We start from the raw sequence: 15624 nt of genomic DNA, 5'->3' as shown, positions 1-15624 counted from the left end.
CGGGCATTTGAGCATCCGGTAAAAAAACTTGTAACTCAGTTCACCTTGAACCGTCCCACCAGCCCCTGCTGTTGCTCGGCCAAGCGGGCTAACTCGCGGCTGGTGACGGCGGTTTGTTCAGCACCGGCGCTGACCTGGATAACCAGAGTGTTGATGTCGTTTACGTTGCGGTGGATCTCCTCGGCAACCTGACTCTGTTGTTCTGCCGCCGAGGCGACCTGTATGTTGCTGTCGCTGATGGTCGCGATGCCCTCGGCTATTTCTTCTAGCAACTCCCCTGCGCGCACTACGTTGCTCGCGCCTTCTTGAGCCTTCCCTAGAGTTTCCTGCATGGAAGTGGCGGCACGGTCGGAGCCGGATTGCAGATTGGCGATCATCTTCTGGATACTGACGGTGGAATCCTGAGTCTTTTTGGCCAGATTCCGCACCTCATCGGCGACCACGGCAAATCCACGACCCTGCTCACCGGCACGGGCAGCCTCAATGGCAGCGTTCAAAGCTAGCAGATTGGTTTGCTCTGCTACACCACGAATCACATCCAAAACCGAGGAGATGGAATAGCTTTCACCCTTGAGCTCCTCAATGATTCGGGATGTTTGTTCGGCCTGAACCTCAAGCCCTTTGATCAAGCTGATGGTGTTCTCGATTTCAGCCTTGCCCTGCATAGTGCTGGCATTAACGCGCTGCGACATCTCTGCGGCGTCGGTAGTGCTGCGCGCCACGTCTTTGACCGTGGCGCTCATCTCGCTGATGGCAGTGACCACCTGATCGGTGCCTTGACGCTGCTGGACGACGTTATTGCTAGTTTGCAGGGCCACAGCCGAAGACTGCTCGGCGGCGGTCGCGACCTGCGCCGTGGCACTCCCGATCTCACGGATCACTTCACCGATCTGTATGGCCATGTTATCCAGGTTACGCGAGATCTCGCCAAACTCGTCTCTGCCGGTGTAACGGGTTCTGGCAGTTAGGTCACGCGTGGATAGCGAAATAAGGGTGCGGTTCACGTCGACCACAGCGATTTTGATATTGCGAATAATCACCGAAGCGAGCCACAGCACCGCAATCAACATCAGAATGACGGTGGCTATTGCGACATACAGACTGCGCTGGGCATCGGTACGCGCGACATTGGCTAGGCTCACGACCGTCTGGCCCAGTTCAGCCTCGACCTGAGCCATCATGTCGATACGGCTGGTGGAAAGGTTGAACCAGTCTTCGGGTTTGATATTAAGCGGATCGCCTAGAGGCGTATCAAATCCGAGTTTTTGCAGGCGAGCTACATCGACGGATGCGGGCTGTTGTAGAACCGCATCCAGCTTATTTTTGAACACGGCAGGAGCCCAGCGTTGAAAGGCCTCGAAATAGCCGGAGAACTCGCCCATGTTGCGGCTGAAACGTGACAACAGCGGCGCATCAAAACGGTTTTGGTTGAATGCCAGGCCAAGCAGTACACGCTCTCGACCAGAGCGCTCTTTCATGTCTACGAACTGATTGAGTGAACTCAGCCCACGCAGGATTTCCGGATCCTCAATGCTGGTTTCCAGTGAGTAAGAGAAGCCGATCAAATTTTTGATAAGATCGGTGAATCGGGTGCCGGACTCGCCGTTATTGATTGCGAGCGTGTCCACCTGCTGACGCAGTCCGGCCAAACCATCAATTGCGCGCAGCATCTTGTCAGGCGCGATAAGACCCTCGGTCGATTGCGCATGCATCGCGCTCACCGCACGGTCGGTTTCTTGGCGTAAGACTTTCAACTTGTCCTGCATCGTCTTACCACCGCTGCCCAGAAACACGCCGCTTGCGCCGCGCTCACGCTGGATAGTGGTTACTACGTCACTGAGTTTCTGCGCGGTGCCGGTAGCGGTGACCGCTCGGTTCATCTCGCTCAGTGTCTCTCGTTTGTCAGCTACAAAAATCCCGGCGAAGACCAGAAAGCCCAACAGGGGAAACATCAAAATAAGCAGTAGCTTTGTACTCAAAGGAGCATTTCTAAGCATGGCAGGCCTCAGGGCTTGAAGATGTTGTTTAAAGCTATCCAAGGCGAACGTTCTATGAAGTCGACGTCTGATAGAGCCCAGGATGGTTCAGTAGTAGCCTGCCGTAGCCAGTTTTTTCTCCGTTCGGAATGTTTCGGCTGAAACCAGCAAAGCTTTACCTGTACCCGTGTATCGATAGGGGCCTAGGTACCGAGTAGGTGGGATCTTTAGCTAGTACGAAGCGTTGACATGGCAAAGCGGACTGCGAAAAAAAAGGCCCTCATTGAGGGCCTTTGCGTCTGCTAACTGTAATTCACTTCGAAAGCCAAGACTCTACGACATCCGAACCATGCTCATTTTTCCAGGCTTTAAGCAGCTTGTGATTACCACCTTTGGTCTCAACGATCTCGCCCGAATGCGGGTTTTTGTAAACTTTCAACGAACGTGCCTTCCGAGTACCCTTCTCTGCAGGCGCAGACAACGGAGCCGATTTGCCACGCTTAGCAGCCGTAGGATCAAGCAGATTGATTACGTCACGCAGGCTGTAGCCGTACTCAGCCAGCAGACCGCGTAGTTTGCTCTCAAACTGCATCTCGGCCTGCAAGCCAGAATCGGATTTCATCGACTCAAGCGCAGCCAGTTGAGCAGCCAGATCTTGTTCGAGTTTGCGAAATTGTAAGCGTTCGGCGAACTCACCTGGCAACTGAGTGCGCCCTAAGGTTATGCATAACAAGTCTTATACCTATCCAAGCCGTTCTCATATGCTTGCGACTCGGGAAATATGCCAACTGAAAACGCTGGGATCTGTTCGCAATGCGAAGTACGGGATGCCAGACGGAGGCTACGTTGATTCAAGCTTTTATGGTTGATGTGGATGGTGTCGTCGTTGATGGTCGCCCCTCCGACGGTGAGGGCTGGGCTTCATCTCTTGAGGAAGATCTCGGGCTAGCAAGCTCAGATCTCCATAAGGCGCTCTTCGAGCCTTACTGGGATGCCATAGTTACAGGCAAGTTATGCCTAGAGGAGAGGCTTGAGTCAGTGCTGGCAGACATTGCTCCGAAACTTTCTCGGCATAGATTATTGAGTTATTGGTTTGAAAACGATGCTCGGCTCAACCTTGGGTTGCTGTCGGATCTGGCCCGTCATCGTCGTCGTGGTGTGAAAGTATTTCTCGCGTCCAATCAAGAACACCTACGCGCAAATTTTTTAATGAAATCGCTTGGTCTGGAGCACTACTGCGATGGCATCTTTTACTCGGCGGCGCTGTCTTGCCGAAAGCCAAGCCTTGATTTTTATAAAAAAATTACCGAACTGTCCGGATTTCTACCGGAAGAGTTACTCTTGATAGATGATACTCAAGCTAATGTTCAAGCCGCACGTGAGTCAGGGTGGAACGCTATTTATTGGACGAAGTCTAGCGACCTTGAAGCGCAGATTAGTGATCTACAAGTAATAGGCAAAGACACACAATGCCCCTCCACGGTATAGCGTGTTGAATAGAGACTGCTCTTAGCTACCTTGCTGTCGGGTAGCTAAGCAGGCGCCCAGCTATGTGGTAGCAGTCGCTCGATCTCGCTGGCCCGCTGCGTCGGCAGCTGCGTCAGCACATCCTTGAGATAAGCATACGGATCATGCCCGTTCATACGTGCCGACTGGATCAGGCTCATGATCGCCGCCGCCCGTTTGCCGCTGCGCAGCGACCCAGCAAACAACCAGTTCGACCGCCCAAGCGCCCACGGCCGGATCAAGTTCTCGATCTGGTTGTTGTCGATGGGCACAGCACCATCGTCCAGGTAGCGCGTCAGCGCTACCCAGCGTTTAAGGCTGTAATCCAGGGCCTTGGCCGTAGCAGAGCCCTCGGGCACAAGTTCGCGTTGGGCCAGCATCCACTCATGCAGTTTTTCAGCGATGGGCACCGCCGTTTCCTGGCGTAATCGCCAACGGTCTTCGTCGCTCATTTCCTTAGCGTGTCGCTCGACTTCGTACAGCCCGCCAATCGAGTGAAGCGCCTGCTCAGCCAACTGGCTTTTATTCGCGACGTGCAGGTCGAAGAACTTGCGGCGCGCGTGGGCCATGCAGCCGATTTCGGTGATGCCCAGCTCGAAGCTTGCCTTGTAGCCGGCAAAGTCGTCACAGACCAGCTTGCCGCTCCACGTGCCCAGGAAGTTACGCGCATGTTCGCCGGCACGGCTGGGGCTGAAGTCGTAGACCACGGCCTTGAGTGCCGAGAATGGCGTGCTGCTATAGGCCCAGACGTAAGCGCGGTGGGTTTTCTTCTCTCCTGGAGCCAGCATTTGTACCGGTGTTTCATCGGCGTGGACTACGCGCTGGGCCAGCACTGCTTCGCGCAGCGCATCGACCAGCGGCTGAAGCTGCACGCCGGTTTGACCCATCCACTGCGCTAGTGTCGAGCGCGGGATGGCAAGGCCGGCACGGCCGAAGATCTTTTCCTGTCGATAGAGCGGCAGGTGGTCGGCGAATTTGGCCACCATCACTTGCGCCAGCAGGCCGGCAGTGGGGATGCCCTTGTCGATCACCTGCGGCGGCACCGGGGCCTGGGTCAGTGTTTCGCACTGCCGGCAGGCCCATTTCCCACGAACGTGCTGTTCGACGGTGAACACGCCCGGCGTGTAGTCCAGCTTCTCGCTGACGTCTTCACCGATGCGCTGAAGCTGACAGCCGCAAGCGCACTGAGTGTTGTCCGGCTCGTGATGGATCACAGTGCGCGGGAACTGCGGCGGCAACGGCGCACGCTTGGGTTGCTGGCGTGGTTCTATCTGCGCGGGTGCGGGATGAAGTGCTTTTAAGTCGGCCTCGATGGCTTCGAGGTCTGTATTAAGCAGGTCATCGAGCAAGCTGCCTTGCGCCGGGCTGATCTGCTCGCTGCGCTTAGCAAACTTGTGTCGCTTGAGAATGGCGATTTCGTGGGTGAGCTGCTCGATGATCGTCTCATCACGATGGATCTTTCTGCCCATGGTGTCGACCTTGGACATCAGCTGCGCAGCCAGCGCGCGCAGTTGTTCAGGGGGCATTTGATCGAGATCGGGCGAGGAAGTCATGCCGTGGATTTTACCAAAGCAGTCCTCCGGTCACAGCTATAAGCCAGGTATTAGAGCAATGTAATTGCGCCGCCTGCACCTACTCGCTGCCAAGGCAATCCAAGTACCAGCGCCTGGAGTTGTTCGGGGTCGAGTTCGACCTCCGCGCCAAGATGGATGCCCGGCCAATGAAACTTGCCCTGATTCAAGCGTCGCGCCGCTAGCCAAATACCAACGCCGTCATGCACCAGCACCTTTATGCGGTTGGCCCGGCGGTTGGCAAAGAGGTAGGCGCAGTGCGGCTTCGCCGCACCGAACACGGCAACCACCCGGGCCAGTGCAGTGTCAGTGCCGGCTCGCATGTCCATGGGCTGGGTGGCGAGCCAGATGGAGTCGATACGAATCATTGGGCCAGGCCACGGATAAAACACGCGCAGCCGTCCGGATCTGAGGCTGGCCATTTTACGGTGACGGATTTATCGCCCAGAACCAGTGAGATGATCACCGTCTCTTCTGTTGCGCGCTTGGGTGCAGCTTGTACGGGGATGAAGGCCGGCAGAGTTGCGGGTGATTGATCCCGGTAAATCGGTAGCCACTTGCGGATCACGTTGGCGTTGATGCCGTGATGGATGGCTACGCTGGAAATCGTCGCTCCAGGTTGCAAGCATTCCTGGACGACCTGGGCTTTAAATGGTTTGGGGTAAGAGCTGCGTTGGCGCATGGAAATCCTGGCGATAAGGGTGATCGCGTCCGCTTAAAATACGCGGACACCATCGCCCTAAATACTGGAGTTCGGTAGGTGTGTTCGCCATCCGCTTACATATAAATCACCGTCAACGCCGTTACGCATTAACCCTGGAAGCCCGCCCGCCCTATACCTGACATTCCTCTGCGAAATCGCAGAGGAGGTCATGGGTGAGCGTACAGAAGAGACAATCGGTGTTGGGACTGCGCATCTTAGCGCCGAAGCTCCAGAAGTTCTCAGACCGGCAAATTGAAGTTGCCCAGACCTGGGCTTTGCATTTTAACGTACCGCCCTACCAACTGACCTCATTCATCGATACCTATCTGGGTTCAACCGCACACACGCGGTGCTGGTGCATCACCCTGCCTTCAACAAGTGATCAAACACGACCAGTTTTGGCCAGAATCGGCGACCACCTCCAGTACTTCGATGGTTATCAGGTGAAGGCCTGCAAAATCACCAGCAAGGACCGCGTCCACAAGAAAAAAACCACCGTATTGGTGGCCCAGCAGCTGCTGCTCAGGTTTGAAAAACGTTGGTATGCAGACGTTCTGCTGACCTCCTTCTGCAAGTCGGCTGGAGAAAGGGCGCAAGCCCTATCGATTGAAGATCTAGGAGGCTTTAATCGCAGAGGCTACGATTCGACGGTGAGCAACAATCGGTACTTCTCTCCTCGAAACCGTTTTTACCTGAAGCAGATTGGCAGCACGCTGAAGCAGTTTTGCCGGTGCCTGGAACAGGAATTACTGTTCGCCATCCGTTCAGCGCAATGCCCCTCCCCCAAGCTCTATAACTGGCTGGCTCAAGGCGACCGCAAACGCCGCATGCAGGCCCTGAAAGCCCAACCGGTACTGATTCCACTTCTGGTACTGGTTGATCAATGGCCGTGGCCGTGGGATGAGCAGCAGCAGGTATACATGACCTGCCCATGGGACGACCTTCAAGAATGCCGCCCAAACTGGAGCGGAGATGGCTCTTTGATCATCGCGCATGAGTGCCTAATCGGTCGCATTGCAGATGTAGGCCTTCCGCTTACCGACACGCTGGCGTGGCTGCTACAGACGCCGCGTACTGCAGTGCGCTACTTAGGGCAACAACGGGTATTCGATACCGGCAGTGCATTGACCCGTATCAATCGTGAGGGGCCTGAACGGCCCTGGCATCGACTGCTGCTAGGAGCTTCACTGGGCAATCGACGTCCCCTTAAAAAAGCGCACTGGATCACATTCTTCGCCTTGTTGGATAAAATTCCGTATCAACTGCGGGAGCAAACGCAGGACTGGAACAGGCTGCTGTCGGGGTGTCCAACTGATTGGTCGGATCCCAGTTGGTCCAAAATCGCCGACGACTTGCGAGACCTGAACGAGCTCTTCAACAACATAGATGAGAGCTACGGACCTAATGCCTGTGAAGCACTGCAAAAACTCAAAAGCTTCATTGGTACTGCCACCTATCACCAGATCGCCAGCTTGGTGGATGGCTTTCACCTCGCAATGATAGACATACGTGAAGCTCTTGATGCCGCAGATCCCCAAACCAAAACAGACTCTTTAACACCCTGGAGGACGCTGCTTAATTCAAACGACACACTTCTCGTAAGCCCGAATGGGCTGCAAATTGTCGAGCTGAAATGCCCAGCCGATCTTTATGAGGAACATCGAGCGCTGGGGCATTGCATTGATGGTTACGACTACAGCGCTTATCGGGGCAACTGCCGTCTTATGTCGGTTCGCGAAAACGGGAAATCGTTGGCCTCTGCCGAAATCCAAATGGATGAGAGCGCATGGGGCGAAACGCTAGCAAAATTGACTCCCAAACACCTGGTGACGATACAACTGAGAGGCCATAAAAATCGTACACCTAAGTCTGGATCCAGGGTTGACCGGGCCTATCAATGGTTTTGGGCAAAGATCAAATCGGGTGAACTCGCCATCAACCTGGAATGGCCAGACCAGACGCTATCCATGTCTCGCTATACAAATCGAAACCGGAAAAAAATGCATGCTCAAGCGTGCGCGAAATGGATCAACCTGCGCCTGAGCAAAACATGAGCCGTCCGCGCCTCATGAATCGCCGGCAGGACCTAGTCGAAAAGGTCATTTTTGACGGCTATGACTTCGGCATTTTGTTGCAGTACGTCGACGGAGCCAATCGGCTGTTTCTCGAACGTGATGGTTTCTACATCCGACGTGCCGAGCATCCCCAGCATCGCTATTGGCGCTTGCCTAAAGGCAAGTTGCTGGATGACCTGGATGTGCTCTTTCACCGTTTAATCGAGTTGTGCGAGAACCGCTTCAACGAAAGCTGGGAGACGTTTTCACATAAAATCACAGCCGCACAGAAAGTCCCAGATCGGCAGGCATTCACTTGGGGGCTGACCTTTCGAATCGCTCCGCTGGTTCATGGGGGGATCCTACTATCGGGTGACTACCACCCAGGCTTAGTGGCAGTTGCTCGGCGTATGCACGGCGTGTTCCTCGGGCACTCCAAATCATGGCGCATCGATGCCGGTGCGGAGTTGGTGCGAAGCAACCTGATTCTTGAACTTGGTGTGTCAGAGGATCAGTTCGAGATCCTGGACACCATGCAGGAACTGCTGACTGATGGATCCATTGTTCCTGCTGATGAAATCACGCGTATCAGTCTTGGAGGACCTCCCCAAGAACGTTCAGTACAAGCGACTGATGACAGCACCTCAACCGATGTGTATCTCGCGGCCGTGCCCTCCATCGAGCGCACCGAGTTCACCACCGAGCAAATCAATCAGGCCTTGGCTGGATATTCTTTACTGGACCATCAACCGGCGGGCATTCGGCACCTGTTACAGCGAACCAGCGCCTTACTCGCGGATGATATGGGGCTTGGCAAAACACGCCAGGCAATCATTGCAGCTGCTGTCAGAGCCTCTGATAGACCTATCTTGGTCATCACCTTGTCGACGTTGATCATCAACTGGCAACGCGAGATCCAGATGGTGTATCCCAACGCCACAATCGGTCAGCAGGTCTATGATCCATCTTCTCAGTGGATTATCACCAACTACGAACGCCTGGGCGATTTTGTCCTGCATGCAGGCCAATTTGAGGTAATGATCATCGATGAAGCTCACCGCCTGAAAGAGCCTACCGCTGCGTGGACACGTCATGGCTTCGATATTGCTGCCAAGGTGCCGAATCGATACCTGCTGACGGGTACCCCGGTACTCAATCGAGAATCAGAACTTCATACGCTGCTGCGCCTGTCCGGTCATCCTGTCGGAAAGCTGCCCCTTAAAGAGTTCTGCGAACAGTTCGCTGGCAGTCCGGATTTTCGCAAGAATCTTCGCGATGCGATTGGCGATTGGATGCTGCGTCGACGCAAGGATGTTTTACCAGGACTTAAAGGCAAACAGCGGCAAACGTTACCCGTTGAACTCACCATTGAAGAACGCAAGCAATACGATCAGATTCGCCTAGAAGATAGACCTAGCCTCGCCAGGCTGGGATCACTGCGTCAATTACTTGAGCAGGTGAAGGTTCGCGTCGTTATGGATCTGCTGTGCGAACTGGACGCGGAGGACAAAGTTATCTTGTTCTGTGAGTTCAAGGACACGGTAGGAACATTGCGCTCTCGGTGTGAGCAAGCAGAGTACGGGTGCGTTACGGTTGTCGGCAGTGACTCGGTAGGCAAGCGGCAGAAAGCGATCGACAAATTCCAAAGCGATCCTGACACCCGTGTATTTGCCGCTACGACATCTGCTGCTGGCACCGGCAACAACCTCACAGCCGCCAACTACGTCATGTTTTTGGGGCTGCCATGGACACCAGGATTGCAAGACCAGGCAGAGGACAGAGCCTATCGAAACGGTCAGTTGCGCATGGTCGTGGTGAAAATCCCGCTTGTGGAAAACACCATCGACCAGATGCTCTGGCAAATGCTGCTCGATAAGCGTCAGTTAACTCAGGATTTGATTGAACCGGACCTTGCTACAGCTAACAGGGCGGAGCTTTCGGCACATCTGTAATTGCTATATGATGGCACACCTACCGAATCGCAGTCCTGACTTCATTGAAGAGGCTATTAGGTCTATAATGGCAGCTAAGAAAGGCGTCAAGAGGAAGGAACCTATCCTCAAGAAAATTTCGCATACGGATATCATTCCTCAAAAAAAAGGTAATGGTCAGCTGCGAATCGAATACCTGATCAATGAGGCCACTGGTGAGGTTGTCACTTACAGCATGGCCTACATCAATGACTCAATCTGCTCCGTGGATAATGGCCGAGTCATCGGATTTGACAATGCACATGGCGAGCATCATAAACATGTCATGGGCCAATATATCCCCGTCGAGTTTGAGTCTTTTGCAAAAACCATGAAGCTGTTCGAAGACCAATGGCACCAACATCTGGCCAAGAGGAAAAGCAAATGAAGAAAATCATCAGGCACGAATCCCAAACGGATTTTTTCGCCCGTATGAATTCGCTTGCTCACCAGCTTGACCGTGGCGAGTCAGTAGACGCTTGCGAAAGTATCAGCTTTGAAGATGCTGATGAGATGAAAACGTACCAATCAGAACAGCATCGCCAGAAGGTGAAGGCATCTTTAAGCGTAATTCAGGGTGGCGGTGGAGAAAAACAGAAAACCAAGGGTGCGCTCAAGCTGGATTCGAAAGACTTTAAATTTCGTTCACTCGAGTTTCTTGACGCCTCTGTTTTTGAGCGCGTTGCTATGCAGGTATTAAAAGATTATACATTTGCATCAGCTCGCTTGAGAGGCGGCTTAATCGTTAAAGTCTCGCGTGTCGAGGCTGAAAAGACTCAGCCTAAATCACGACAGAAGTGAGTTTCCTCCTTATCAAGCCCACTCAAATGAGTGGGCTTTTTGTTACTTTAGATCGCTGGCAAAAATTACTGATGTGCTATCAGAATCAACATCAATAAATCCTCCCAAGCCGAATAATCTATTTACTGCTGCATCCTAGCTAGCTGCCTGCCACCGTGCCCTCCATCATCAAAGGGGGCCTCTCGGCACATGATCAGGCACGTCACCACGCTCTCGCTGCTCGCGTTAATCGCAAGTTGCACGACCCAAACGGCACAGACACCCAAGCCCGCTTTCGACAGCAGTCGCAATCCGGACATGTTGGCGCCAGACCTCTACCCTAGCGGCGCCGTACCTGAAAAAGAACCGGTAGTGCGCTATGGCCGCTACACCCTGGTCAGTACCTTGCCAGATTCTGGCCAACGTGACCTGATGGCCCAGATTATCGACATCAGCATCCCTGCCAACATGCACCCAAATGTGCACGATGCAATGCAATACGTAGTGGATCGATCAGGTTATACGCTTTGCTCGGCAGACACTGGGCACGTCAACATCCTTTACACCCGGCCACTGCCAGCAGCTCAGTACAAACTCGGCCCAATGACACTACGCAACACCCTACAAGTGCTCGCGGGTCCGGCCTGGCAGGTGAAGGTCGACGAGGTCAACCGTCAGGTTTGCTACGTGCTACGCCCTGGTTATCAGCTCCCTGACTCTTCACGGCCTGCATCGACGCAGGTTGCTCAACTCAATGCGCACTCCACAGCTCAAACCGTTGCCGCAACCACAGTCAGCAATGATTCAGCCGGCCAAGTAGTAATCGCCGCTGTACCGCAAACAACGCCATTCACAAAGAACACGACGGTCTCTGCATCTGTAACCAATACATCCTCCTCCAAACCGATGCCCTCTCCTGCTGTGATCCCCAAGGAGGGCGCAACGAAACAAACGCCTGCCTTGCCGGCGCCCAGTTCTGCCTCGAGCAAGTCCAGTAGTTCGAGTACCAAGTCCGCTGCAGCGTCGACTCCCGCGACTCCAGCCATCGCTGCACCCATTACGGTTACTCCAGCTATTGCAGCCACCGCCGCGGCCAAGCCGCTGGCCCAGATATGGACGGCTTCAACTGGATCATCACTTCGTCAAACCGTAGAAGGCTGGGCTGAAAAAGCGCACTGGCGACTGATCTGGCAGACCGATGATCTTGATTACCCAATTGACGCACCACTTCGATTCGAGGGCAGCTTCGAAGAGGCCATAAGAGAAATTTTCCCGCTTTATGACTCGGCCCCACGGTCCTTTGTGGTCGACGGCAGTTCATCACAGATGCTGATTTACATTGCAGAGAGGAAAAAATGATGACTGCGCGTCTCTGGATCCGAGGCACAGCAATATCGCTCATTGTGGCTCTAGTGTGTTCCTGCTCTGTTCAGCGAGTGAATGAGTCCGCCAGTCGCGCAGAAAATGATGCGGCGACCGCCTCGCAATACAGCCGGTTTCTGAGAAATCAGCAGCAAGAGCCCGCGCGCGCTACGGTGGTGTTCAGCGACAAACCCTGGGTCTCAAAACAACCGATGGTTACCAAGCGTGGGTTACCGCTGACCATGGATTGCGACATCACCTATCGCCCTGCTTATAACGTTGGAATCGCAGAGATTGCGCGTTACATCACCAGCGAGTGCGGCGTTCCCGTCATCGTAGCGCCTGATGCCATCGATCCAAGCGTCCTTACCAGTGCAACACAAGGGAACCAAGGCCCAACCGCTCCCCCGAGTATGAATCAACCCGACAACCTGTCCAACTTCATGCCTGCTGGTGTTATTGGCAACGTGCCGGGCAATGCACGCTCCATGAATATGGTCGGACAAATTGCTCCCAGCACATTCCCTATCAAGTACAGCGGCAAGCTGTCAGGACTGCTTAATCAATCGACCGCTCAGTTAGGCTTAGCGTGGAGCTATTCTTCCGACGACCGCAGCGTGCATATCACTTACTTCGACACCAAGACGTTCGATGTTTGGGCGTTTGGCGATGACCAGGTCATTGAAAGCACGGTGAAGTCGGGCTTGCTGACCTCATCTGGCAGTGGGAGCTCAGGTGGTGGTGGAGGATCTTCGTCATCAGGTGCGTCGGGTGAGTCCGGCAGTAACCAAAGCACCACTGTCTCAATCAAAACATCACTGATCGGGGATATCGAAAAGAACGTCAAGGCAATGCTGAGCCAGCAACCACCAGGTCGGATGTTCCTTTCTCGATCCACTGGCACCTTGACGGTGAGTGATCGTCCAGAGGTTCTTTCCAACGTTTCGAGATACTTGAACTCGATCAACCGCAGCATCACGCGCCAGGTTCTGTTCAATGTCAAAGTCTTTGAGGTGACCCTCTCTGACAAGGATCAAACAGGCCTGGATTGGTCGGCGGTTTACACCAATCTGAGCAGCAAGTGGGGCTTTTCCCTAAAAAATGCCACCACGGGAGTTAGCACCAATGCGGTCTCGAGCTCGTTCAATGTTTTAGATACTTCAAACTCTCCCTGGGCTGGTTCCAATCTGATTATTAAAGCCCTTTCCGAACAGTACCGCGTCTCAAATGTCCGGTCGCCCTCGGTCACAACTTTGAATTTACAGCCTGCCCCTATCCAGGTCGGGAACGTGCAAAGCTATATTGCATCGAGTTCCACAACCACAACGGCCTCCGTCGGATCGTCCACATCACTGACTCCCGCGACTATCACCAGCGGGTTCAACATGATGTTGCTACCTCGAATTATCGACCAGGACAACCTGCTGCTGATGATCACTTTGAGCATGAGCAGCAGACCCACCTTCACCCCCTTCACCAGCAACGGCTCCAGCGTTCAGACAGTCGATTACGACACCAGGAACCTCTCTCCCAAAGTTCGACTACGCAGCGGTCAAACACTGGTGTTGACCGGTTTCGAGGAGAACAGCGAAAACGCAACCAAGTCAGGTGTAGGTGACCCAGGGTTCTTCGGTTTAGGTGGCAGTCGAATTCGCAGCACAGACCATAACGTGCTGGTCGTGCTGATTACACCTGTTGTCGATAACGACTCCGCAAGCCCTAGCACCCTGAATTTACCGGCTGCCAATGATCCATGGGGTTCTTGCCCTAGCCCAGTACTGCATTGCGCAGGTTTTAAGGGGTAAGCCATGGTTTCGGAAGTGTCTAAAAGCCCGCGCTCTCCTCGCGTCCAGGTACTGCAGCACAGAGGAAAATCGTTTGTCACTGGTCTGCGCTGGCATCCGTTGGGCAGCGTCACCGGTCACATGAAAGAAGCGCGTCAATATGGGCGTGAACACCAGCTAGACATTGTAGCTATTCGTAGAACGCCGGCGATCATTCAGGCAGGTTTTGTAGCGCACAGTGACAGCGTCACCAAGGGCATGTATTCGCTTGCAGCGACCCTGGCTGGACAGTTGGGTGATTCGTGGATTGCGGCCTGGCAGACGGCCCCGGATCTTGACCAGTACGCCTTGGTTGCGGTGTACCAAGGTGGTGTGATTTCAGGCTGTGACATGATCGGTACAGGCGCCGAGGTGCGGCGCAGGGTCGTGCAACAACGCAGTCGCGGCATTCAATTCAGCCATGAGTACCTCCCTCCAGAGTTTGAAATGGGCGGGCATCCTCTGGACGTCGAGGATCTGCTCCAGCCCGAGAAACTCAAACGTGAATATCGACTTCGACCGCTCGTATTTGGACTCTCCAAGACCGAGCTGGTGCAGATCTCGATTCTTGCAGCGCTGATCGCAGTCGGCGTCATTGGCTGGGCGCAATGGCAGAGCCATCAGGAGCAAATAGCTAAGGAGGCAGCGTTCCAGGCTGAACAACAACGTCTAGCTGAGTTGGCCAGGCTGCAAAAAGAATCGGGTGTGGAGCAACCTCCCCAAGCACTTGAACATCCCTGGGCCAAACGTCCCTCTGTTGAAGACTTCTTGGAAGGTTGCAGCAACGTCATTTATCAGTTGCCCCTATCCATTCAGGGATGGCAGTTCACGAGTGCCATGTGCGACGGCACTCAGGTCCTGTCCTCTTACACACGTTCTGGCAATAGCACTGCCGACAAGCTGATACAGGCAACTCAAGGCCACTTTTCTGATCGGCCGGCCTTTTTTGACGAGGGTAACTCGGCGACGTTGAAGTCCGACATTTCCTTACCTGCCGCTGGTGATGAACCGCTTGAAGGAGCGATCGTGATGCTGGCAAACCTATCGTCTTGGCTGCATAGCTTCATGCAGACCCCCACCCTGAAAGAGATGCCGGTTGTTGTGCCCGTTCAACCAGCCATTCCTGGTCAGCCTGCTCCACCGCCGCCGCCACCTCCTCAATGGAAGCTATTCGAACTGCGTTACACCTCCGGGCTTACCCCACTGGACTCTTTATCCGGTGCGCCCAGTCAAGGCCTACGCCTGCGTGAAATCAAAACCCAATATCAGGCTGGCCACCTTGTCTGGTCAGTAATAGGTGACCTCTATGCGAAATAAGACGTTGCGCTTGTGGTGTTCAATCCTTGCCTTCGGAGCCCCCATTTGTTGGGCGAGCGAAAACACGCCATCCGGGGTAAACGTCGGCGAGTTGGCCATCATTCAAAGCCAGACGATTCTGTTGAACGCAAAGGCCGAGAAGGCCAAAGCCGAAAGATCCATCAACGGCGAAGACCAAACTGCGACGGCGCAGCCTTCGCCAATGATTTTTTCTCAAGGCTACCTCACGCCTCCGACTTCTGCCTCGGCCCGCAGCGCTGACTCACAGCCCGAGTTGCCTGTTGTAAAAGCCGTCTTCGGCTCAGCAAAGCGTCTACGCGCCACCCTTCTCTACAGCGGTGGGGTTGAGATTGACGCTGATACCTCCTCCAGGGAATTGCCTGGGGGGTATCGAGTGGCAATCCTCACCTTCGACAACGTGACGCTTGAGCGAAGCGGCAAGCGCTATCCCCTCGGTTTTTCCAATACTCCTCCAGTCGTCCCAGGCAACGCCAATAACCCCGCAGTCAGCAACACCGCGTCGGCCCCTGTGCTGCCTGGCTTAATCCCTGGCCAACGCTGA

14 protein-coding genes are annotated in these 15624 nt (G+C 54.3%); 9 read left to right on the top strand and 5 right to left on the bottom strand.

The genetic code is table 11. The features are described 5' to 3' along the window. Positions 1–35 precede the first annotated feature (35 nt). The gene (locus BLW22_RS01155) at positions 36–1952 is read right to left on the bottom strand and encodes a methyl-accepting chemotaxis protein (protein WP_043205934.1); all 1917 of its coding nucleotides are present in this window, start codon (positions 1950–1952) and stop codon (positions 36–38) included. A gap of 337 nt (positions 1953–2289) precedes the next feature. Then, the gene (locus BLW22_RS01150) at positions 2290–2679 is read right to left on the bottom strand and encodes a histone-like nucleoid-structuring protein, MvaT/MvaU family (RefSeq protein WP_034103374.1); all 390 of its coding nucleotides are present in this window, start codon (positions 2677–2679) and stop codon (positions 2290–2292) included. Positions 2680–2822: 143 nt separating this feature from the next. Here BLW22_RS01150 and BLW22_RS01145 point away from each other — a divergent pair, with 143 nt between their 5' ends. Then, on the top strand, positions 2823–3464 hold the full coding sequence (locus BLW22_RS01145; RefSeq protein WP_197676838.1) for an HAD-IA family hydrolase: 642 nt from the start codon (positions 2823–2825) through the stop codon (positions 3462–3464). A 44-nt stretch (positions 3465–3508) separates the two neighbouring features. Here the strand turns inward: BLW22_RS01145 and tnpC are convergent, their stop codons facing one another. The 3 genes from tnpC to tnpA are packed head-to-tail and all read right to left on the bottom strand — an operon-like array spanning position 3509 to position 5735. Then, positions 3509–5035, bottom strand: coding sequence for an IS66 family transposase (gene tnpC / locus BLW22_RS01140; RefSeq protein WP_074843820.1), 1527 nt, complete (start codon positions 5033–5035; stop codon positions 3509–3511). A 50-nt stretch (positions 5036–5085) separates the two neighbouring features. After that, a complete protein-coding gene (tnpB, locus tag BLW22_RS35175) occupies positions 5086–5421 on the bottom strand; it encodes an IS66 family insertion sequence element accessory protein TnpB (protein WP_015885960.1) in 336 nt (111 codons plus the stop codon). Further along, positions 5418–5735: an IS66-like element accessory protein TnpA gene (tnpA, locus tag BLW22_RS01130; RefSeq protein WP_015885959.1), complete on the bottom strand. Its 318-nt coding sequence runs from the start codon at positions 5733–5735 to the stop codon at positions 5418–5420. Before tnpA ends, tnpB begins: the two co-directional genes overlap by 4 nt. Positions 5736–5929: 194 nt before the next feature. Here tnpA and BLW22_RS01125 point away from each other — a divergent pair, with 194 nt between their 5' ends. From BLW22_RS01125 to pilP, 8 genes are all read left to right on the top strand, one after another. Beyond that, positions 5930–7810, top strand: a complete 1881-nt coding sequence (locus BLW22_RS01125) for a PcfJ domain-containing protein (RefSeq protein WP_074843818.1) — start codon at positions 5930–5932, stop codon at positions 7808–7810. Beyond that, positions 7807–9762: a DEAD/DEAH box helicase gene (locus BLW22_RS01120; RefSeq protein WP_074843816.1), complete on the top strand. Its 1956-nt coding sequence runs from the start codon at positions 7807–7809 to the stop codon at positions 9760–9762. The genes BLW22_RS01125 and BLW22_RS01120 overlap by 4 nt, the downstream gene beginning before the upstream one ends. A gap of 67 nt (positions 9763–9829) precedes the next feature. Further along, positions 9830–10168: a DUF6516 family protein gene (locus tag BLW22_RS01115; RefSeq protein WP_051421953.1), complete on the top strand. Its 339-nt coding sequence runs from the start codon at positions 9830–9832 to the stop codon at positions 10166–10168. After that, positions 10165–10581, top strand: coding sequence for a hypothetical protein (locus tag BLW22_RS01110; RefSeq protein ID WP_033897285.1), 417 nt, complete (start codon positions 10165–10167; stop codon positions 10579–10581). Before BLW22_RS01115 ends, BLW22_RS01110 begins: the two co-directional genes overlap by 4 nt. 189 nt (positions 10582–10770) lie before the next feature. Next, positions 10771–11919 carry a PFGI-1 class ICE element type IV pilus protein PilL2 gene (gene pilL2, locus BLW22_RS01105; RefSeq protein WP_074843813.1) on the top strand — a complete coding sequence of 383 codons (1149 nt, stop codon included), beginning with the start codon at positions 10771–10773 and terminating at the stop codon, positions 11917–11919. Further along, positions 11919–13727: a PilN family type IVB pilus formation outer membrane protein gene (gene pilN, locus BLW22_RS01100; protein ID WP_074843811.1), complete on the top strand. Its 1809-nt coding sequence runs from the start codon at positions 11919–11921 to the stop codon at positions 13725–13727. Before pilL2 ends, pilN begins: the two co-directional genes overlap by 1 nt. Positions 13728–13730: 3 nt before the next feature. Beyond that, the gene (gene pilO2, locus BLW22_RS01095) at positions 13731–15062 is read left to right on the top strand and encodes a type 4b pilus protein PilO2 (protein ID WP_074843807.1); all 1332 of its coding nucleotides are present in this window, start codon (positions 13731–13733) and stop codon (positions 15060–15062) included. After that, positions 15052–15624: a type IV pilus biogenesis protein PilP gene (gene pilP, locus BLW22_RS01090; RefSeq protein WP_033897289.1), complete on the top strand. Its 573-nt coding sequence runs from the start codon at positions 15052–15054 to the stop codon at positions 15622–15624. The genes pilO2 and pilP overlap by 11 nt, the downstream gene beginning before the upstream one ends.

The sequence above is a fragment of the Pseudomonas marginalis genome (assembly GCF_900105325.1).
GTDB classification, from domain to species: Bacteria; Pseudomonadota; Gammaproteobacteria; order Pseudomonadales; family Pseudomonadaceae; genus Aquipseudomonas; species Aquipseudomonas marginalis.
Note: the sequence above shows the minus strand (reverse complement) of the source record. Positions and strands in the feature narration are given on the sequence as shown.

Excerpts from the sequence above, each read along its gene's own strand:
- BLW22_RS01155 (WP_043205934.1), bottom strand. The coding sequence starts at position 1,952 with ATGTTTCCCCTGTTGGGCTTTCTGGTCTTCGCCGGGATTTTTGTAGCT.
- tnpC (WP_074843820.1), bottom strand. The coding sequence starts at position 5,035 with ATGACTTCCTCGCCCGATCTCGATCAAATGCCCCCTGAACAACTGCGC.
- tnpB (WP_015885960.1), bottom strand. The coding sequence starts at position 5,421 with ATGATTCGTATCGACTCCATCTGGCTCGCCACCCAGCCCATGGACATG.
- tnpA (WP_015885959.1), bottom strand. The coding sequence starts at position 5,735 with ATGCGCCAACGCAGCTCTTACCCCAAACCATTTAAAGCCCAGGTCGTC.
- BLW22_RS01120 (WP_074843816.1), top strand. The coding sequence starts at position 7,807 with ATGAGCCGTCCGCGCCTCATGAATCGCCGGCAGGACCTAGTCGAAAAG.
- BLW22_RS01115 (WP_051421953.1), top strand. The coding sequence starts at position 9,830 with ATGGCAGCTAAGAAAGGCGTCAAGAGGAAGGAACCTATCCTCAAGAAA.
- BLW22_RS01110 (WP_033897285.1), top strand. The coding sequence starts at position 10,165 with ATGAAGAAAATCATCAGGCACGAATCCCAAACGGATTTTTTCGCCCGT.
- pilL2 (WP_074843813.1), top strand. The coding sequence starts at position 10,771 with ATGATCAGGCACGTCACCACGCTCTCGCTGCTCGCGTTAATCGCAAGT.
- pilN (WP_074843811.1), top strand. The coding sequence starts at position 11,919 with ATGACTGCGCGTCTCTGGATCCGAGGCACAGCAATATCGCTCATTGTG.
- pilO2 (WP_074843807.1), top strand. The coding sequence starts at position 13,731 with ATGGTTTCGGAAGTGTCTAAAAGCCCGCGCTCTCCTCGCGTCCAGGTA.
- pilP (WP_033897289.1), top strand. The coding sequence starts at position 15,052 with ATGCGAAATAAGACGTTGCGCTTGTGGTGTTCAATCCTTGCCTTCGGA.